Genomic DNA, 19,558 nt, shown 5'->3' on the forward strand with positions numbered 1-19,558 from the left:
GGGGGCCGGCGTCGAGGCCGAAGACGCCGTGGCCGATCGCGTCACTTCGAGGCTTGCGCGTGGGCGGATTCCAGCGCGACCGCCAGGAGGGGTTGGGCGCTCTCCCGGCGCAGGGTCGCCACGGGAATCACCACCGGGTCGGCGCAGGCCTGGACGACGTGCGCGAGATCGAACTGCACCGCGAGGCCGCCGGCCTTGGCGTCGAGCCACGCCATCATGGCCGGCGGCTGCCCGTCATAGGTCTCGGCGACGGCCTCGCGGCACTCCTTGTCGGCGTCGTCCGCCTTCGGATCGCCCGTCTTCGGGCGATAGCCCGCGAGGTAGAGAGCGTGCAGCTTCTTCGACGCGAGCGTCACCATCCTGGTCCCGCCCGGGCCCTCCGCCAGGGCGAGCTTCCCGGTCAGGGAGTTGGGCAGCAGGGTCGTCCAATCGACCGGGGCGCCGGTGGTGAGATCGTAGACGATCGACATCGTGCCGCTGCTCGGGTGCGCGCCGCCGCAGAATCCGCTGTCGAAGATGACGAAGCTCAGGAAGCGCGGGCCGCGCATCGGGGCCTGGACGGTGCGCTCCCAGGAGCTGTTCTTCCCGCCCTGAGCCTTGCACGCCTGCTCGGCCTTGAGGGCCCGCGCATCGAGGCGCTTCAGCGCCGCGTTGATCCGACGCTCGGCCTCGTCGGCCGGCGCGGCGATCTGCGGCATGGCGGCGATGCCGGGGCTCGCGTCGGACGGCGCCTTCAGGACCACCGGCCCGTCACCGGCCCGGGCGGGCGCGGCCAGGCCCAGGAGGACAGCGCCAAGACAGCCGATCCTGCGACAGCCGATCCGGCGGCTGGCGCGGCGCGCGCGCGGCGGGAGGTTACGCTCGTACATCGTGCCTCGGCTCCTGTTCGGGCGGGGACGGAGGGTTTCAGACCCCCGCCGCGGGGCGATCGGATCGGCGCAGCCCTAGCATCCGGGGCGGCGACGCGGCACGCGCTTTGACACCGGCGGAAGCGGTGTCAGAACGCCGGGATGACCGCGATCCTGATCTACGGCGCCACCGGCTATACCGGGCAGCTCCTGGCCGCGCACGCCGTCGGGCAGGGGTTGCGCCCGATCCTGGCAGGGCGCGATCCCGAGAAGCTGCGGCCGCTGGCGGCCCGGCTGAACCTCGAGATGCGGGCCGCGCGGCTCGACGATGCCGCGGGCCTGCGGTCCGCCCTCGCGGGCGTGGCGGCGGTGATCCACGCGGCCGGCCCGTTCTCGCGGACGGCGCGGCCGATGGCCGAGGCCTGCCTCGCGGCCGGCGCGCACTACGTCGACATCACCGGCGAGATCGCGGTGCTGGAGGCCCTCGCGGCCAAGGATGCCGAGGCGAAGGCGGCCGGCATCGTCCTCCTGCCGGCGGCGGGCTTCGACGTGGTGCCGAGCGACTGCCTCGCCGCCCACGTGGCCGGCCGCGTTCCCGGCGCGACGCATCTGCGCATCTCCATCGGCGGATTCGGGGGCTTCAGCCGGGGCACGGCCCGCACCATGGTGGAGGGCATCGCCTGGGGCACGCGGGTGCGCCGGAACGGGCGCATCGTCGAATTGCCGAGCCCGCCGCGCGCCACCGCGGATTTCGGAACGGGACCGCGCCGGACCGTCGGGCTCGGCTGGGGCGACGTGTCGAGCGCGTGGTACTCGACCGGCGTCCCGAACATCGACGTCTACTTCGAGGCCTTCCCCGCCATGGCTGCGGCGGCCGGCCTGCCCGCCGGCATCCGGCGAATCATCGCGGGCGGCACCGCGCAGCGCCTGATCAACCGCGGCATCGACCGGCTGCCCGAGGGCCCCTCCGCGGCCGCGCGCGCGAAGGCCCGCAGCACCTTCCTGGCGGAGGCCTGGGACGGCGTCGGCGGACGCGCGGCGAGCCGGATGGAGACGCCCGAGGGCTACACGCTCACCGTCCGGACCGCCTTGGAGGCGGCCCGCCGCGTCGCCGCCGGCACCGTGGCGCCCGGCTTCCACACGCCGGTCACGGCGTTCGGCCCCGACTTCATCCTGGAATTCCCGGGCGTGGTGCGAACGGACCTGTGAGACGAGGCCCGCACGGCGGTCGGGATGGCCGTCTTTGCGAGCGCAGCGAAGCAATCCAGGGCTGCGCCACGCTCGCCGAAATCTCGCCTCTCCGGGGCGCTTCGTCGCGCGCGCTCCGTCGTCGGAGCGCGCGCCCCGCTCCCTCACACGGTCGCGCCGATCTGCCAGGGCGCGAATTCCGACCCGCCGAAATCGAACTGCTCGCTCTTCGTCCGCTCGCCGCCGGCGACCCGCAGGATCAGGTCGAAGATCCGGTGGCCGGCCTGCTCCACGCTCTCTTCACCGTCGAGAATCGTGCCGCAGTTGACATCCATGTCCTCCTCGAGCCGCCGGTACATGGCGGAGTTGGTGGCGATCTTGATCGAGGGCGACGGCTTGCAGCCGAACACGGAGCCGCGGCCGGTGGTGAAGCAGACGAGGTTCGCCCCGCCCGCGACCTGCCCGGTCGCCGAGACCGGGTCGTAGCCGGGCGTGTCCATGAAGACGAAGCCCTTGGCGGTGACGGGATCGGCGTAGCGCAGCACGTCCACGAGGTTGGTGCTGCCGGCCTTGGCCATGGCGCCGAGGGACTTCTCCAGGATCGTCGTGAGGCCGCCGGCCTTGTTGCCCGGCGACGGGTTCGCGTCGATCTCCGAGCCCTCCTTGCGGGTGTACTCCTCCCACCAGTGCATCAGGTCGACGAGCTTCTGGCCGACGTCCGGGCTGACGGCGCGGCGGGTGAACAGGTGCTCGGCACCGTAGGTCTCGGTGGTCTCCGACAGGATCACCGTACCGCCGTTCCGCACCACGAGGTCGCTGGCGATCCCGAGCGCCGGGTTGGCCGAGACGCCTGAATAGCCGTCCGAGCCGCCGCACTGCAGGGCGACGATCAGCTCGCTCGCCGGCACCGGCTCGCGGCGCACCACGTTCGCCTCGGCCAGGATGCCGCTGACGAACTCGATCCCGGCCTCGACCGTCTTCCGGGTGCCGCCGAGGCTCTGGATGTTCATGCTGCGGATCCGGTCGCCGAGCCCCTGCTCCTCCAGGAAGGCACCGATCTGGTTCACCTCGCAGCCGAGCCCGATCATGACGATGTGGGAGAAGTTGACGTGCCGCGCGTAGCCCGCGAGCGTCCGCCGCAGGAGCCGGAGCGGCTCGCCCATCGCCATGCCGCAGCCGGTCTTGTGAGTCAGTGCCACGACACCGTCGACGTTGGGATAGGGGGCGAGCGGGTCGAGGCCGAGGATCGGGTGCCGCCGGAACGCGTCGGCGATCAGGTCGGCGACGTGCGCGCTGCAATTCACCGAGGTGAGGATGCCGACGTAGTTGCGCGTCGCCACGCGACCGTCGGGACGGCGGATGCCCTGGAAGGTCGCCGGCGGCGTCACCAGCTGGGTCGGCCTCGCATCGACCCCGAACGCGTAGTCCCGGGCGAACTCGCCCATCCCGAGATTGTGGACGTGGACGTGGCGGCCGGCCGCGATGTCCTCCTTGGCGAAGCCGATGATCTGCCCGTACTTGGTCACCGGCTCGCCGCTCCGGTGGGCGCGGACGGCGATCTTGTGGCCGGCGGGGATCCGCTCCATGGCCGCAACGCCGTCGGCGACCGGCGTTCCCGGCTCGAGGGCGCCGCGGGCCACGGCCACGCCGTCGGCCGGGCGCAGGGTGATCACGGGATACGTGGACATCGGTCTCTCCTCGGATTCCGTCGCGCCGGTCGCCGTCACCGCGCCGTCACCGCGCCGCCTCGGGGCGCAGGGCCGGGGCGCGGGCGTCGCGGACCGGCAGCGGCGCGATCTCGCCGACCACGAACAGGTAGATGAAGGCGCCCAGCAGGCAGAACCCGCCGGCGACGATCAGGGGGATCACGAACGAGCCCTGGGTGACCGTTAGCATGACGCCCGTGAAGGTCGTCGTCACGATCCCGGCGACGTTCGACGCGAAGTTCTGGATGCCGCCGATCGAGGCCACGTGGGCCGGGGTCGGCGCCACGTCGCCGGGCAGCGCCCAGATCGAGGCCGCCGTGAAGGCGAGGCTGCCGTAGGCGACCGCGAAGCACAGCAGCGCCACGTAGATGTTCGGGGCGATGATCGAGAGGGTGATGACCGACGACATCAGCATGCCGCCGACGAGGCAGGTCTTGCGGGCCGCGGTGAGACTCCAGCCGCGGCGGTAGAGCGCGTCCGACGCGAAGCCGCCGAGCCAGCCCACGGGGATCGACGCCAGGGCCGGCAGGCTGCCGAGCGTGCCGAGCTCCGCCAGGGAGAAGCCCCGCGCCTTGACGAGGTAGGTCGGGAACCACGTGATGAAGAAGTAGATCACGAAGTTGAGGCAGAAGAACCCGGCCATCATGCCCCAGACCGTGCGGTAGCGGAACAGCGACAGCCACGGCACCTGGTTCTGGGCGTCCGCCGCGTCGACCGTCCTCGGCCGCTCCTGCGCGGCCCGGAGCCGGGCGAGCTCCTCCGGCGACACCTTCGGGTGATTCTCGGGCTCGCGGTAGAGCCACATCCAGAACACCGCCCAGACGAAGCCCAGCACGCCGGTGACGACGAAGGATTCCCGCCAGCCCAGCGTCGCGATGACCCAGGAGACGAGCGGGATCGCCAGCGCCGAGCCCACCCGGGAGCCGCTGTCGAAGATGCTGCTGGCGAAGCTCCGCTCGCCGCGCGGGAACCACGAGGCCGCGACCTTGGCGAAGGACGGGTAGGCCCCGGCCTCGCCGATGCCGAGCAGCATGCGCAGGCCGAGCAGGGACAGGAAGCCCCGCCCGACCGCGGTCAGCGCCGTGCAGGCCGACCACCAGACCACAGCGACGACGAGGGAGAGCCGCGCGCCGACCCGGTCGGCCACGTAGCCGAAGGGCAGCTGCATGATCGCGTAGGTCCAGAAGAAGCCCGACAGGATCAGGCCCATGTCGGTGGCATCGAGCCCGAGCTCCTTGGACATGGACGGCGCGGCGACCGCCAGATTGGCGCGGTCGATGTAGTTGATGGCGTTGGCGGCCATGCAGAGGCCGATCATGAGCCAGCGCAGACGCGGCATCGTGGGCTCCTCCCGTCTTCCGGGGATGGCGTCCCCGGTCCGTGCGGCGCCCCCGTTGAAGCCGGGGGTCGCCGCCGAGCGTGGTGTCGTGCCGGCTCGGGACCGGCTCAGGTGCGGTAGGCGTCGCCGTCGAGGCCGTGCGGCCGGCCGGCGGCGAGCAGGGTCTCCCAGACGGGCTCGGGCAGCGGCACGCCCTCGGCGAGGCGCTCGGCGCGCATCCGCCGCTCCGGTTCGCCGGGCAGCAGGACCTCGGCACCCGGCATCGGCTTGGCGCTCTTGAAGAAGTCGAGATAGGCCCGCGTCTCGGCCGCGAGGGCATCCTCGGTGCCGAGGGCCGACGGCGTGACGTAGATCGACAGCATGCCGTTGCAGATCCGCCGCTGCCCGGGCCCGGCCGTGCCCGAGCCGGTGAGCGCGCCGGCCAGAAGCTCGCACATCAGCGCGAGGCCGGAGCCCTTGTGCTCGCCGAAGGCCCGGATCGCCCCGGCCCCGCGCTGGTTGTCGCGCTCGACGCCGTCCAGCGGGCCGAACAGGGTCGCCGGGTCGGCACTGAGGCGGCCGTCCGGCTCGATGAGCGCGCCCTCGGGCAGCGGCTTGCCGCCCCGCGAGGCGACCAGCACCTTGCCCTCGGCGACCAGCGAGGTGGCGAAGTCGAGGATGATCGGGTCGCCGCCCGGGACCGGGAAGCCGGCCGCGAAGGGAGCCGTGGAGAAGCGGCGCTCCACGGAGCCGAAGGGCGCCACCAGGAGACTGCCCGCCACGTTGACGAAGTGGACCGAGACGAGCCCCGCGGCCGCCGCCCGCTCGGCCCACTCGCCGATCCGGCCGATATGCCCGGCGTGCCGCAGCGCGATGATCGCGACGCCGTTCTCCCGCGCCTTGGCGATGCCGAGATCGACGGCGACGGGGCCGGCCGTCTGCCCGAACCCGTAATGGGCGTCCACGAGGGCGAAGTTCGGCGCGTCGGTGACGATCTCGGGCGTGCGGCCGGCCTCGACCTCGCCGGCGCGCAGCCACTCGACGTAGCGGGTGACACGGACGACGCCGTGACTGTCGTGGCCGGTGAGGTTCGCCGCCACCAGGAAGCGGCCGATGCGCTCGGCCTCCGGCTCGGCGCAGCCCTCGCGCACGAAGATGTCCCGCACGTAGGCGGTCAGCCTGTCGGCCGGAATCCGCATCCCGTCTCTCCCTCGCCGCGCCTCGCCGAGCGCGTGCGGGATGAACCTAGCGCCCTCGCACGTGCAGGGCGAGCACCGGCGGGTGACGGCGGCCGCCACCTGTCGTCCCCGCCGGACCGGTCACGGGTCGGACGGGACAGGCCCGGGCGGGTCGCCGTAGGGGAAGAAGTCGGCGGCCCGCATCTGCGCGTAGGCGAGGTGATCGAGGCGCACCGTGCCGAGGAACGGCTCCGGCGGCTCCACCAGCAGGATCGTGCGGGCGTAGCCGCTGTCGTCGAAGCCGCGCCGGAAATGCACCCGCGACTTGATCGCCACGACGTCGAAATCTGCCGGCTCCAGGCCCAGGCGCCACAGCTCGTCGGGCTCGACGATCTGCGCGAGCTGCGGGCTCAGCACAAGGACGTTGCCGGCCCCGAACGCGACGCAGATCCAGGTGCCACCGCCTCCGCCGCTTCCGGCGACGCCCGGTTCCGGGGCCTCGACCACGCGCAGCACCGTTCCGGTGATCCGCACCGGGTCGCCCGCGGACGGGTCGCCGCCGCCGCCGACCGGCGCGTCGAACGGGTCGCCGGCCGCGAGGGAGCCCGCCGCCACGGTGTCGGGCGACGCCACGGTGGCGACCAGGGTGCGGGTGAGGTCCTGCCGGAGGATCTCGCGCAGCAGCCAGGTCGCCCGGCCCGAGCGGTCGCTGTGGTCGGCGAGGACGACCGGGGCGGCGCCCTCCGCGACCGACGCCCGGGCGAGGCGCACGCCGTCGGCGATCGTGTGGATTTGCGTCGCCTCGAGCAGCGCGCGCCGCTGCCGCCACGCGAAATCCGCGACGTCCCGCGCCACCCGCTCGGCCAGGGCCGGGTCGTCGTCGGTGATCGCCTGCACGGTCATCCCGCCGTCCGGGGCGTCGCCCCACGGGAAGCCGAAGAACACGTTGACGTACACGTCCGGCTCGCGCGCCTCCCAGACGAGCGCCCGCTGCACGAGGTCGGACCAGGGCGCGGCGCCGGTCCACTGCACGACGGTCGGCGACAAGATCGGCACCTTGAGGGTCCGGTGCGCCGGCCGGAAGTCGCCGCGCACGGCGCGGACCAGCATCCGGGCGGCCCGCTGCCCCTGCAGGTGGCCGTCGTAGTGGGGGAAGTACTTCACCGCGAAGGCCATGTCGGCGTGGTCGAGGAAGGCGGCGTCCTCGTTGCCGTGCAGGTCGAAGGTCCCGACCAGGATCGCCCCCTCGCCCACCGCGGCGCGCACCTGCCGAGCGATGTCGGCCTCCGGGCGGGGGACGCCGCGCACCGCCATGGCGCCGTGCAGGGCGAGGTAGACGCCGTCGAACGGGCCCTGCGCCCGCAGCTCGGCCACCATCTGCCCGAGGAAATGCGCGTAGGCGTCGGCGGTGATCCAGCCCGAGGCGGTGCCGGTGCGCGGCCAGAGCGGCGAGGTGATCCCCACCAGCTCGACGCCGTCGTACTCCCGCGCAACCTGCACGAAGCCGCCCATGTAGCCCTTGGGATCGGTGGCGAGCAGCGCGGCCCCGGCGGCCGGCGAGCCGGGATAGACGAAGTCGTCCCGGGTCGTGTCGTTCGGAAGGAACGTGACGGTCTCGTGCGTGAACTGGAGGACGGCGAGGCGCATCGGTGGTCGATCCTCAGGGATCCGGGTGAGGGTCAGGATATCTCGCGCACCAGCTTGGCGACGAGTGAGCGGCCGAAGGCCGCGAAGCTCTCGGCGGTCATCACGAAGGCACCCTCCCCGCCGATGACGACGCTCCGGTAGTACGCCGCGAGACCGCCCGCCGGATTGGTATGCTCCCTCAGGAAGGCCGGCATCCCTTCCGGCTCGGTGAGGATGACGATGCCGTTCACCGTGATGCCGGCCGCCACGGCGGCGTCCCGCGCGTCCGTGATCGAGCGCCCGGCATTGCCGGTGCCGTCTCCCGAAATGTCGATCACCCGGCGGTCGGCGCGGAACGGCGCCCGGGCCAGCAGGTCGGCGGCGAATCCGATCGCCGACCCGATGGCGGTGCGCCCGTAGAACGGGCGCGGCGCCGCGCGCAGTCGGTCCGCGAAGGCGGCCGCGTCCTGCACCGAGGCGATCACCATCCAGTCGACCGCCACCTGCTGCTCGCCGGGCCCCGCCCAGTCGAACAGGGTCACGCCGATACGTCCGGCCGGACCGTCGGCGATGGCCCGCAACACGCGCGGATCGCCGAAGGCCTCGGCGTAACCGCGGCGCTCGAGGTCGAATCGGGCCTCGCTGATGCTGAGCGACACGTCCACCGCGAGCACGAGGAGAAGGTCGACATCCGTATCCGCCGCGCGGGCACGGCGACCGGCCAGCGACAGGGCGGCGAGCATCCCGGACAGGAACGGGCGTCGCCGCATGGCCGACCCTCGATCTCGGGCGCCCGCGCGGGACAGCGGGCGGCCACAGCCATGCAACGAGCCTGCCGGCCCGCCGGTTCGCGCCTCCCGGCCGCGCCGCGCGAAGGTTCCGCCCGCGCACCGCGGATCCGCGCCGCTTTCCGCCGCATCACCGGCCGGGCCGGCCGCCCTACCTGCCGCGGATCGGAGCGCCGCCGGCGCCACCTCTCCAGAGACAGTCGACATGCATCGTGTTCGCCGAATCGGCCGTGCCCTCGAGAACGGGATCGTCGGAGCCGTGACCGGTACGGTCGCCTTCCTCAGCCGGACGATCGACGGGCTGATCGGGCTGGTCGGCCGCCTGTCCGAGCGCCTCGACGCCCGGCTGGCGTCGCTCGCCGACGAGTCCCGGGCGCGCCACCGGCGAGAGGGCCGCCGGCAGATCGACCCGATCTCGCTGGAGTAGCGGCGTGCGACAGCCCCGGCCCTAGAGCCCCGGTCCCTTGGCAGCCCCGAAGATGCGGCCCGGCTTGCCGTCGGCCGCGCCCTGGAGCAGGACGACCCAGCTGTCCGCGTCGGCGACGCGGGCCTGGGTGTCGGGCACCTCGAAGCGGGTCGGCTGTCCGGTCCAGGGACCGAGCCGCTGCATGCCGCGGACGACGTTGACGTAGGTCGCCGTCCGGCCGCCATTCTCCCCGGCCTGGATCGCGATCGCGCGACTGCGGAGCACGGGGACCAGCCAGACATCGCCGCGGACCTCGGACTTCGCCTCCGGGGCCGCCCCGACCTCCACCAGGATCCGATCGCCCCTGGTCTCGCCGCGCACCGCGACCGGCAGCCCGCCATGCTGGCAGGCATCCCGGATCAGGCGTTCCAGGGCGGGCCGGTCCGACCCGACCGCGAACCCGTTTCCGTCGACCACCACCTGGGGCGTGAACACCTGTCGCGCCCCCCGTCCCCGCGCGTAGGCGCGCTGCCGCTCGGTCAGCGGCCGCAGCGCCAGCGTGTCCTTCCAGCCGAGATAGTCCCAGTAGGTCACCGGCAGGGTCAGTGCGATGACGCCGGGCTTGTGGGCGAGGTCGCGCAGGACCGGGTCGGCGGACCGGCACGCGCCGCAGCCCTGGCTGGTGAAGAGTTCCACCACGGCGCGGACGGGCTCGGCCCGCGCCGGTCCTGCGGCCAGCGTCGCGCAGGCAAGCAGCGCGGCGCGGAGCGCGCGGCGATCGCGGGTCGGGGCGCGGTGCCGAGACGTCATCGCACCATCAGACCGTCTGGGAAGCCGAAGGTGAAATCACGTTGGCTTGAGAGGCCTCTACTGTCGGTTGAAGCGGTACAGGTGCCACTCTTGGTTTCGGCAGCATGTCGGGCCGCCAGCGGCGATGCATCCACAACCACTGGCCCGGGTTCTCCCGCACCCAGCCCTCGACCACCGCGGTCATCGCCTGCATGGCGCCGGCGACGTCGATGGTCCCGTCGGCGGCCCGAGGCAGGTCGAGCGGTGGCGTCAGGTCGAGCCGGAAGCGGCCCTCCGGCAGGCGCACGACGCGCACGCCGTGGACCGGGCAGTCGTAGTGGCGGGCGAGCTTGGCCAGGAGCGGGTTGGCGAGGCACGGCCGGCCCAGGAAATTGACCACGACGCCGCGGGTGAAGTGCTGGTCGATGAGCTGGCCCAGGTGGCCACCGGTCTCGACCACGTCGCGCATGGCGAAGACGGCGCCCGGCGTGGAGGCGGCGAGCCCGCCCATCGTCCGGCGGCGGACCTCCTGAACGAGGCGCGCGGCCGCGGGGTTGTTCGGCGGCCGGAACACCGCGGTGGCGTCGAGGCCGAAGCGGGCCGCGCAGATCGCCGGCAATTCCCAGTTCGCCAGATGCGCCGAGAAGATCAGACCCGGCCGGCCGTCGTCGCGCAGGGCGTAGAAATGCTCGATCCCCGAGACCTCGGTGCGCAGGTCGCCGGTGGCGGCGGGATCGTAATCGAACAGTGTATCGAGATGGGCGTATTCGGCCCCCGTCCGCCCGAGATTGTCCCAGGCTTCCAGGGCGATCCGCTTCCGCTCCGCCTCGGGCATGTCGGGGAAGGCCGCCCGGAGGTTCGCCATCGCGGTGCGGTGCGCCGGGAGGAGCGGGCCGAGGGTGCGCAGCAGCGCGGCGCCGAGCGCCGTGGACCGGACCGGCCCGAGGATGCGCGCCAGCAGCGCGAGCGCGCGGATCACCGGGATCATCGCGAAGCCCGCGAGGCGCGGGTACGACCGTTTGAGCAGGAGGGCGAGACGCAGCACAATCGATTCCAGGGGTACGGTACGGGCGGCCCCCCAGCGCACCCGTACGGCGACGTTTACGCCGAGTCTCTCGCGGCGCGAAATGCGGATCGCCGCACCCGGTGCCGGCGTCGCGCCGGGCAGGTGCGCAGCCGCCCGCGCTACAGGCTGACGAGAATCTTGCCGAAGACCCGGCGCGATTCGAGGCGCTCCAGACCCTGCGCGAAATCCGCCAGCGGGTACACTGTATCGACGACCGGTCGAATGCCCGATTCCATCTTCGCGAGGGCCTGACCGATATTCGCGAGCGAGCAGCCGAACGAGCCGGTGATGCGGTACTGCTGCTGGAACAGCTGCATCAGGTTCATGGTCGCCGAGACGCCCGAGGTCGATCCGCAGGTCACGAGCCGGCCGCCGCGCTTCAGGCAGAGCAGGGAGCCGTTCCAGGTATCGGCGCCGACATGCTCAAACACCACGTCGACGCCCTTGCGCTTGGTCAGCCGGCGGACCTCGCCCTCGAAGCGCTCGGTGCGGTAGTTGATGACGTGGTCGGCGCCGAGTTCGGCGGCCCTGCGTCCCTTCTCGTCGTCGCCGACCGTCGTGTAGACGGTGCAGCCGATCGCCTTGGCCATGCGGATCGCCGCGGTCCCGATCCCGGAGCCGCCGGCATGGACCAGCACGCTCTCGCCGGGCTCCAGGCGGGCATTGTCGAACAGCATGTGCTGGACCGTGCCGAAGGCGATGCCCGCGCAGGCGGCGTCGGTGTCGCTGACGCCGTCCGGCACCTTCACGGCGAGGCGGGCCGGCACGGTCACCAGTTCCCGGGCGAAGCCGTCGAGATGGAAGCCCATCACGCCGGACACGTCCTCGCAGAGGTTGTCGCGCCCCTCGCGGCAGGCCTTGCACCGGCCGCAGGTCATGGCGCCGTAGGGCACGACCCGGTCGCCCGCGACGAGGCCGGTGACGCCCGCCCCGACCGACTCGACGGTCCCGGCCGCCTCCGCGCCGACGATCAGCGGCATCTTCCGCTTGGCGAAGGCCATGCCGCGGAAGCCCCAGACGTCGATGAAGTTGAGGCCGACCGCGCGGACGCGGATCCGGACCTCATCGGCGCCGGGCGCGGGCGGCGGCTCGATCTCGGTGAGGCGCAAGTCGCGGTCGCCGAACAGCTGGAGGGCTCGCATCGTGTCTCTCGTCACTCCGGCGCCAGGTAGCGCCGCCGCGCCCAGCCGAGGGCGCGTCCGGCCTTCACCCGGCACCACGTGGTGCGGCTCGGCGTGTCGTTGGTGCAGCCGAAGACCAGGGCGCGGCTGCGGATCTCGCCGATCTGCTCGGCGGACGGGTCCGGCTCGGCGCGGATGCTCAGCGGCTCGCCCGGCGGCAGGCCGGAGATCCGGTAGACCTGCGGTTCCGCCCGGGCATGGCCCGGAGCCAGGAGAGCCGCGCCGCAGAGAGCGGCGGTGAGGGCGAGGCTGGCGCGCATCGGCAGGATCGTCCGGTTCGGCGGCGCCACCGTCAGGTCCGGTGCACGCCCATCATGGCGGTCAGGCCGCCATCGATGGGCAGCACGGTCCCGGTGATGTAGGAGGCCCCCTCGCCCATCAGGAAGGCCGCCAGCGCCGCGACATCCTCGGGCCGCCCGAACCGGCCGGCGGGAATCTGCCGCTCCATCCCGTCCCGGTAGGCGGCGTAGCGCTCCATCATGGCGGTGTCGACGAAGCCCGGGGCGATGACGTTGACTGTCACGCCGCGCTTGGCCGTCTCGATCGCCAGGGTCCGGCAATAGGCGACGAGCGCGCCCTTGGTCGCCGCGTAGGCGGCGTTGCCGGCATTGCCCCGCAGGGCGGCCACGGAACCGATCGCCACGATGCGGCCCGCGCGCGCGCGGGTCATCTCCCGCACCAGCGCCTTGGCGAGGCGCGTCAGCGAGAAGAAGTTCACCTGCATGGCGGCCTCGGCCCGATCCTGATCGAGCATCGCCGCGAGGGCGTCGCAGGACTGGCCGGCATTGTGAACGAGGCCGTAATAGCCCGCGGCCTCGGCGGCCTCGCAGAAGGTGTCCAGCGCGGCCCGGTCGGCGAGGTCGACGGGATGGGCCGCGAAGGGCCGGTCCGGGTAGGTCGCCCGCAATTCGGCCAGCAGCGCCTGCGCGGCCTCGGCCGAGGCGCGGTAGGTGAAGTCGACGCCGAGGCCGGATCCCGCCAGCGCGCGGACGATCGCGGCGCCGATGCCGGAGGCGCCGCCGGTCACGAGGACCCGGCGCGGGGCGGCGGCGGCGCTCACGCGGGCTCCGCGCCGAGGACCAGGCAGGTGTTCTGGCCGCCGAAACCGAACGAGTTCGACAGCACGGTCCGCACCGGCAGGTCGCGGGCGGTCTCCACGATGTCGAGGGCGATGGTCGGGTCCGGCACGCGGTGGTTGATGGTCGGCGGGATGCGGCCGTGACGGATGGTCAGCAGCGAGACCGCCGCCTCGATGGCGCCGGCCGCCGTGAGGGTGTGGCCGATCATCGACTTGTTGGAGGTGACCGGCAGAGCGGCCGCGCGGTCGCCGAACACGGCCGCGAGGCCCAGGGCCTCCATCTTGTCGTTCTCCGGCGTCGAGGTGCCGTGCGCGTTCACCGTGTCGACCGCCTCCGCCGGCACACCGGCATCGTCCAGGCTCGCGCGGATCGCCGCTATGATCGGCGCGCCGTCGGGGCTGGACCGGGTGCGGTGGAAGCCGTCGCCCTTCTCGCCGCAGCCGAGGACGTAGCCGAGGATCGCGGCGCCGCGCGCGACGGCGGCCTCGGCGTCCTCGAGCACCAGGGCGGCCGCGCCCTCGCCCATGACGAACCCGTCCCGGTCCTTCGAGAACGGCTTCGAGGCGGTCGCGGGGTCGTCGTTGCGGGTCGAGAGCGCCGAGAGCAGCGAGAAGCGGATCAGCGATTCCGGGTTCACCGAGCCGTCCGTGCCGATGCAGAGCGCCGCCGCGGTCTCGCCGCGCCGGATCGCCTCGACGCCGAGCTGGATCGCCGTGGCCCCCGACGAGCAGGCGGTCGAGAGCGAGATCGGCGAGCCTTTCGTGCCGAAGCGGTCGGCAATGCGGTCGGCGACCGTGCCGAAGATGAACAGGTCGTGCCAGGGATCGAAGCGGCGTGTCGCCGCCGCCCGCAGGAGGCCGGCATAGTCGACCGGACCGTCGCCGCCCGCGGCCTCGGCCAGGGCCTGCCGCTGCGGCCACTCCATCTCGACCGGCGGGACCGCGATGAACAGCGCGCCGGGGAAGTCGCCTCGGGCGCCGATCCCGGCCTGCGCCACCGCCTCCTCGGCGGCGACGGCGGCGAAGCGCTCGGACAGGAGCGGCGCCACGAGGGGATCGGTGTCGAGGAAGTCCACCGTCCCGGCGATGCGCGTGCGCAGCGTGTCGGTCGGGAACCGCGCGATCGCGTGGATGCCCGACCGGCCCTCGGTCATGGCCGCCCAGGTGTCGGCCTGTCCCTGACCGAGGGAGGAGACGACGCCGATGCCGGTGACCGCGACGAGCGGCCGGCCCCTGGCGTCGCGGTAGGATCGCGCGCTCATGGAGCGGTCCTTACGGGATTTTCCGCCGCCGTACACCTCCGCGCGGGCGGTGCCGCGGGCGCGGCGCCGGGACGACGGACGCCGTCCCGGCGGGAAGCCTCAGGCGCGCGGCGCGTTGGCGAGGCGGAGCACCGTCTGCAGCAGCACGTCGGCGCCGGCGGCGCAGTCGGCCTGCGTGGCCGTTTCCGACTCGTTGTGGCTGACCCCGTCCTTGCACGGCACGAAGATCATGGCGGCCGGGACCTTCGCGGCGAGGTTGCAGGCGTCGTGGCCGGCACCCGAGATGATCCGGCGGCGCGGATGGCCGAGGCTCTCGGCGGAGGCGTCGATCGCCGCCACGATGGCGGGGTCGAACGGCACCGGCTCCTTCCGCCAGATGCGGGTCAGCGCGATCTCCAGATGACGCCGCGCCGCGATCTCGGCCGCCGCCTCGCCGAGCGCCGCCTCCATCGCGTCGAGGGTCTCCGAGCGCGGATCGCGCACGTCCACCGTGAAGGCGACCCGGCCCGGCACGACGTTGCGGGAGGGCGCCAGGATCGCGGCCTCGCCGATCGTCGCCACCGCGGAGGGCGCGTGGCTCAGCGCGATCCGCTCGGCGGCCAGGGCGAATTCCGAGAGGGCCAGCAGCGCGTCGCGGCGGCGCGGCATCGGCGTCGTCCCGGCATGGCTCTCGAAGCCGGTGATCACGCCGTCGAACCACATGATGCCCTGGCCGCCCTCGACCACGCCGATGGTCTTGCCCTCGGCCTCCAGGATCGGCCCCTGCTCGATGTGCAGCTCGACGAAGGCGCCGATCTCCCGGGTGCCGACGGCCTCAACCCCGCGGTAGCCGATGGCGTCGAGGGCCTCCGCCACCGTGGTGCCGGCGGCATCGCGCTTGGCCAGGATCTCGTCCGTGGTGAAGTCGCCCGCGTAGGCCGCCGAGGCCATCATGGCGGGGGCGAAGCGCGAGCCCTCCTCGTTGGTCCAGTTGACCACGAGGAGCGGCGCCTCGGTCTCGATGCCGGCATCGTTGAGGCTGCGCATCACCTCCAGCCCCGCCAGGACTCCGAGGATCCCGTCGAACTTGCCCCCGGTCGGCTGGGTGTCGAGGTGCGAACCGAAGGCGATCGGCTTGCGGCCCATGTCGCGGCCCGGCCGCAGGGCGTACTGGGTGCCGAGCGCGTCGACCGACACGGTCAGTCCGGCCGCCTCGCAGGCCGTCCGGAACCAGTCGCGGACCTGGCCGTCCTCCGCCGAGAGCGTCAGGCGGTTGATGCCGCCGGCCGGCGTGCCGCCGAATTCCGCGGTCTCCAGGATCGTCGCCCAGAGGCGCGCACCGTCGGCGCGCAGGTTGTGGGTCTTGCTGAGGCTCATCTCGGCCATGCCGGTTCCTTTCACGGCGGATCGCCGTGCGACGCAAAACTTACAGGCGGGGGCGGCCGGGTCGGCAGCGCTCCCACTTCGCAGATCCGCGGCCAGCAACCGCGGTGCCAACCGCGCCGGTCACGCCGGCGGGCGCCGCACCGGGTTGGCGCGCAGCAGCGCGATCGCGTCGACCCGCAGGGCGACGGCGATCTCGCCGAGGGCGCTCGCCTCGATGTTGCTGATCCCGTCCTGGTCGGCAACGTCCGCGGCGATCAGGAAGACGTTCTCGCGCTGAGCCCCGGGTCGCTCCGCCACCGCCGCGACGTGGCGCAGGTTCTCGGCCCGGCCGAGGCGGGTGCGGGCCCGGGCGATGCCCTCGTAGAGTTCCGTCTCGAGCATCAGCGCGTCGTAGCCCTTCATCAGGACCGGGTCGGCCTTCAGGCCGTGCAGGGCCGCGTCGAATTCCGGCCCCGCGACCTCACCGTCGGCCACGATGACGTTGGCGGCGGCCGAGACCGCCGCGAGCATCAGCGCCTTGTCGCCGGCATAGGCCGTCACGGTACGGCCGAGATGGCCGAAGAGGTCGCGCAGGAGGCTCATTCCGGAGGGTCGGCCGCGGGGTCGGGGTGGCTGCTGGGACGCGATGGATAGCAGAGGACGGCACGGAGGGAACCCGTCGCGCTGCGACCGGCCATAAACGCGCGCGGCGCCGGCGGCCAGACATCCTTCGGCAACATGGCTATGCGACTCAAGAAGCCAACCGCGTCCTCGAGCGCGGCCGACGGTACGCGGCCTCGTCGATCCCCCCTCAGCCGATGCCGCGCCCGTCGTCACGCCGCCGGAGCGATGTTCGGGTGCCCCCCAGGCCCGGACCTCGAGCCGGCGGCGGTCTCCGCCGCGAGATGATCGACCACCGCCGACAGCGCCGCGCGCTCCCGCGCGCCCGCGCGACGCGCGGCGGCGAAGACGGCCATCTGCCGGTCCGCGCTCGTCCCCTCGGCGACGATCCGCGTCGCGTGCGCGCAGGCGGCGACGCAGTCCAGGGCTTCGGCATCCTCGGCGATGTCGGCGAGCAGGGTCTCGACCGCCGCGGCGACCGGTACGGTCCGGACCTGAGCCTCGTCGATGAGCGTCGCGCGGACGCCGTCGCACTCGGCCCGCCAGAGATTCTCCATGACGAAGCCGCGTGAGGCGGCGGTCAGGCCGGCATTGTGACGTCTGTCCCGGACGACCCGCCGGACGAGGCAGCGGAACAGCGCGGCGATGCAGAGCGCGTCGTCGAGGCGCGTGCAGCTGTCGGCGACCCGCAGCTCCAGCGTCGGGTACTTCAGCGACGCGCGCACGTGCCACCAGAGATAGCTGGCATCCGCGATGGCGCCCGAGCGCGTCATCACCGCGACGTAGCGGGCGTAATCGTCGGTATCGGCGAACAGCTCGGGCACGCCCGTGCGCGGCAGCTCGGCGTAGGCGCGCATCCGGTAACCGGCGAAGCCGGTCTGCTGCCCCTGCCAGAACGGCGATCCGGTCGAGAGCGCGAGCAGCACCGGCAGGTACGGCAGCAGCCGGTTGATCAGCCCGATCCGCGCCGCGGGATCCGGTACCTCGACGTGCACGTGGAGGCCGCAGACGAGGTTGCGCCGGCCGAGCATCCGGAGGTCGGCCATGATCCCGTGGTAGCGGGCCTTGTCGGTCGGGCGCTGGTCACGCCACCGGGCGATCGGATGCGTGCCCGCCGCGAAGGTCAGGATGCCGCGCGCGGCGCCGATCTCCGCGAGGCTGCCGCGCAGCTCCGCGAGATGCGCTCGCGCCTCGGCGAGATCGGCGGTCGGCGGCGAGGCCACCTCCACCTGGCACTGGAGCTGCTCGCGCTCGGCGTCGTCGAGGCGGGCCCGCACGGCCGCGTGGAACGCCCGGAGCCCGGCCCGCGGCGTGCCGCGGGTGCGGGAATCGGCCAGGAAGAACTCCTCCTCGATGCCGAACCTGTAGGCGTGGGCCATCCGCGCTCCCTGCCCCGGACGGGCCGATCGGTGTTCGGCGAACGCCGCCGCGCCGGCCGGGTTCCGGCCCTGGCGGCGGCGCAGAAAGCCTCAGCGCCAGAAGGGCTTGACGTCGAGGAGCTCGGACCGCGCATCCGCGGCCGCGTCGAGCAATTTCTGTGCCCCCGGGTCGTCCGGCCCCGGCATCGGCGGCCCCGACAGGCTCTCGGTCATCGTCCGGGCCGTCTCCAGGTCGTTGAGCGCGCCGAGATGATCCTGCAGATCCGAGAGTGCGGCCCCGAACTTCTCCTGCCGGCGGACCGCCTTCTTCTTCCGGTAGAGACCGGCGAAGAACTCCGCGCCGTAGCGGAGTTTCTTGGCGGCGATCCGTGCGCGATGCCGCGTGTGCGGATCGAGGTGCCGCAGGCCGCGCCCGCGTTTTCTGAGGCGCGCGCGCGCGGTGTCGAGCACCTGCGCGGCGAAGTGCCGTCCGTCGACGGCCGCGTCGGGCCCGGCGGCCCAGGAGCCCGCCTCGACCCAGCCGGCGAAATCGATGATGAGCGCGCGCCATTGCGGGCTCTCCAGTGTCGCCGACACGGCCTCGTACGCGGCGGCGCGCTCCGCCTCGGCGCGCGCGCGCAGGGCGTCGAGACCGGGCTCGTCGGGGCGCCGCTCGGCGAGGTCCGGCAGCGTGTCGCTGAGAAACACGTCGAGGTTGCGGGCGTGGCCGAACGGCTCGGTGACGTGCTTGATCGCGTCGTTGAAGGCCGCGGCCCGGGGATCGCTCGCCAGCATGGGCCCGAAGAGGGACAGCGCCGAGCGCAGGCGGCGCAGGGCGACGCGGATCTGGTGGAGCGCCTCGGGGGGGCGGCCGCCTTCCAGGAAGGCGGTCTCGTTGAGGCGCATGTGGCGCAGGCAGGCGCGCGCCACCCGGCGGAAGACCTCGCCGGCGCTGGCGCCCTCGGGCAGCTCCAACGGCTCGGCCTTCACGATGCCCGGCCCCTTCCCGTCGAGGAGGCCGTAGCCGACGGCACTCTTGGCCTTCACGCCGAGGCGCAGCGGAACGGTCTCGGCCAGCTCCCGCGCCAGCGCGAACAGGTCGGCCGGATCGCCGGACTGGAGTTCCAGCTCGAGCTCGCAGAGGGGGGCATCGCCGGACGCGGTCTCGACCCGGCCCTCGTCGAGGGTGACGAGCACGCGGGACTCGCCCTGCGTCACCGGTATCTCCCGGCGCATCACCACCGTGGCGAACAGCCGCTCGAGCGGCGCGTCGGCCCCGCCCAGGACCGGCTCGGCGGCCGTGTCGGCCCAGGCCGCGGGCTCTGGCGCCTCGCCGGCGATCTCCGACTCCCACTCGGCCCGGTCGAACAGCCCGACGCCGCCACTCCCGGCCTTCACGGTCTGGATGTGGCGGCCGCCCTTGGCGCGGACACGCAGGGTGAGGCCGGCCTCGCGAAGGGCGCGCTCGGGCGTGTCGTAGTAGCTCGTGACCATGAGTTCGGGCTCGGTCGCCGACGCGTCCTTCAACCGGGGGTGGGACACGAGCGCCGTCAGGTCCGGGCCGGCGCAATCGAGCTTCAGCTCGACCTCGCGGGGTTCCGCCGCGGCGTGGCTATCGGTGTCGCTCATACGCTCCTCTTCGTCACCTGCCTCGGCTAACGAGGCAGGGATGGGCTCCGGTTGCATCGCGTCGCATCGCGCCGCACCGGCATCGGGGCGTGACCGTCGGACGCACCCGGCGCAGCAAAGGCGGCGACGCATCCGTCGTCAAGCAGGGACGCCGCCACTCCCGCGCGACGGA

The 19,558-nt window shown here is 73.2% G+C and carries 18 protein-coding genes; 2 read left to right on the top strand and 16 right to left on the bottom strand.

Annotated elements, in window-relative coordinates; translation table 11 throughout:
- Positions 1-41: 41 nt before the first annotated feature.
- Entirely contained in the window at positions 42-869 is an 828-nt protein-coding gene (locus ACLBXO_RS02685) for a hypothetical protein (RefSeq protein ID WP_447684433.1), read from the bottom strand.
- A 141-nt stretch (positions 870-1,010) separates the two neighbouring features.
- On the opposite strand from ACLBXO_RS02685, the gene ACLBXO_RS02690 reads away from it, so the two are divergent.
- The gene (locus tag ACLBXO_RS02690; RefSeq protein WP_447684434.1) at positions 1,011-2,057 is read left to right on the top strand and encodes a saccharopine dehydrogenase family protein; all 1,047 of its coding nucleotides are present in this window, start codon (positions 1,011-1,013) and stop codon (positions 2,055-2,057) included.
- A 143-nt stretch (positions 2,058-2,200) separates the two neighbouring features.
- Here ACLBXO_RS02690 and ACLBXO_RS02695 read toward each other — a convergent pair whose 3' ends face one another.
- The 5 genes from ACLBXO_RS02695 to ACLBXO_RS02715 all read right to left on the bottom strand — a co-directional run bounded on the left by ACLBXO_RS02695 (position 2,201) and on the right by ACLBXO_RS02715 (position 8,634).
- Positions 2,201-3,724, bottom strand: coding sequence for a UxaA family hydrolase (locus ACLBXO_RS02695; RefSeq protein WP_447684435.1), 1,524 nt, complete (start codon positions 3,722-3,724; stop codon positions 2,201-2,203).
- 46 nt (positions 3,725-3,770) lie between these two features.
- Positions 3,771-5,081: an MFS transporter gene (locus ACLBXO_RS02700; protein ID WP_447684436.1), complete on the bottom strand. Its 1,311-nt coding sequence runs from the start codon at positions 5,079-5,081 to the stop codon at positions 3,771-3,773.
- Positions 5,082-5,188: 107 nt separating this feature from the next.
- Positions 5,189-6,259, bottom strand: coding sequence for a malate/lactate/ureidoglycolate dehydrogenase (locus ACLBXO_RS02705; RefSeq protein ID WP_331317641.1), 1,071 nt, complete (start codon positions 6,257-6,259; stop codon positions 5,189-5,191).
- 120 nt (positions 6,260-6,379) lie between these two features.
- Positions 6,380-7,885, bottom strand: coding sequence for a M81 family metallopeptidase (locus ACLBXO_RS02710; protein WP_447684437.1), 1,506 nt, complete (start codon positions 7,883-7,885; stop codon positions 6,380-6,382).
- A gap of 32 nt (positions 7,886-7,917) precedes the next feature.
- Positions 7,918-8,634 carry a DUF1194 domain-containing protein gene (locus tag ACLBXO_RS02715; RefSeq protein WP_447684438.1) on the bottom strand — a complete coding sequence of 239 codons (717 nt, stop codon included), beginning with the start codon at positions 8,632-8,634 and terminating at the stop codon, positions 7,918-7,920.
- Positions 8,635-8,911: 277 nt separating this feature from the next.
- Between ACLBXO_RS02715 and ACLBXO_RS02720 the strand changes: the two genes are divergently transcribed.
- Complete coding sequence (locus ACLBXO_RS02720) at positions 8,912-9,079, top strand: hypothetical protein (protein WP_331317636.1); 168 nt, start codon at positions 8,912-8,914, stop codon at positions 9,077-9,079.
- Between the two features lie 21 nt (positions 9,080-9,100).
- Here ACLBXO_RS02720 and ACLBXO_RS02725 read toward each other — a convergent pair whose 3' ends face one another.
- The 10 genes from ACLBXO_RS02725 to ACLBXO_RS02770 all read right to left on the bottom strand — a co-directional run bounded on the left by ACLBXO_RS02725 (position 9,101) and on the right by ACLBXO_RS02770 (position 19,386).
- Positions 9,101-9,868, bottom strand: coding sequence for a DUF1223 domain-containing protein (locus tag ACLBXO_RS02725; protein ID WP_331317634.1), 768 nt, complete (start codon positions 9,866-9,868; stop codon positions 9,101-9,103).
- 7 nt (positions 9,869-9,875) lie between these two features.
- Positions 9,876-10,892, bottom strand: coding sequence for a lipid A biosynthesis lauroyl acyltransferase (locus ACLBXO_RS02730; protein ID WP_331317632.1), 1,017 nt, complete (start codon positions 10,890-10,892; stop codon positions 9,876-9,878).
- 140 nt (positions 10,893-11,032) lie between these two features.
- Complete coding sequence (locus tag ACLBXO_RS02735; RefSeq protein WP_447684439.1) at positions 11,033-12,055, bottom strand: zinc-binding dehydrogenase; 1,023 nt, start codon at positions 12,053-12,055, stop codon at positions 11,033-11,035.
- Positions 12,056-12,066: 11 nt separating this feature from the next.
- Positions 12,067-12,384 carry an SH3 domain-containing protein gene (locus ACLBXO_RS02740; protein WP_447684440.1) on the bottom strand — a complete coding sequence of 106 codons (318 nt, stop codon included), beginning with the start codon at positions 12,382-12,384 and terminating at the stop codon, positions 12,067-12,069.
- Positions 12,385-12,386: 2 nt separating this feature from the next.
- Positions 12,387-13,154 carry an SDR family oxidoreductase gene (locus ACLBXO_RS02745; protein ID WP_447684441.1) on the bottom strand — a complete coding sequence of 256 codons (768 nt, stop codon included), beginning with the start codon at positions 13,152-13,154 and terminating at the stop codon, positions 12,387-12,389.
- Positions 13,151-14,434: a beta-ketoacyl-ACP synthase gene (locus ACLBXO_RS02750; RefSeq protein WP_331317627.1), complete on the bottom strand. Its 1,284-nt coding sequence runs from the start codon at positions 14,432-14,434 to the stop codon at positions 13,151-13,153. The genes ACLBXO_RS02745 and ACLBXO_RS02750 overlap by 4 nt, the downstream gene beginning before the upstream one ends.
- 99 nt (positions 14,435-14,533) lie before the next feature.
- Entirely contained in the window at positions 14,534-15,799 is a 1,266-nt protein-coding gene (locus ACLBXO_RS02755) for an allantoate amidohydrolase (protein ID WP_447684442.1), read from the bottom strand.
- Positions 15,800-15,919: 120 nt separating this feature from the next.
- Positions 15,920-16,381, bottom strand: a complete 462-nt coding sequence (locus ACLBXO_RS02760) for a tellurite resistance TerB family protein (protein WP_331317626.1) — start codon at positions 16,379-16,381, stop codon at positions 15,920-15,922.
- Positions 16,382-16,611: 230 nt separating this feature from the next.
- Positions 16,612-17,778, bottom strand: a complete 1,167-nt coding sequence (locus ACLBXO_RS02765) for a carboxylate-amine ligase (protein ID WP_331317624.1) — start codon at positions 17,776-17,778, stop codon at positions 16,612-16,614.
- Positions 17,779-17,868: 90 nt separating this feature from the next.
- Positions 17,869-19,386 (bottom strand): CYTH and CHAD domain-containing protein, encoded by a 1,518-nt coding sequence (locus ACLBXO_RS02770; protein WP_447684443.1) that lies wholly within the window; start codon positions 19,384-19,386, stop codon positions 17,869-17,871.
- Positions 19,387-19,558: the final 172 nt, after the last annotated feature.

The organism is Methylobacterium sp. C33D, from assembly GCF_053345825.1.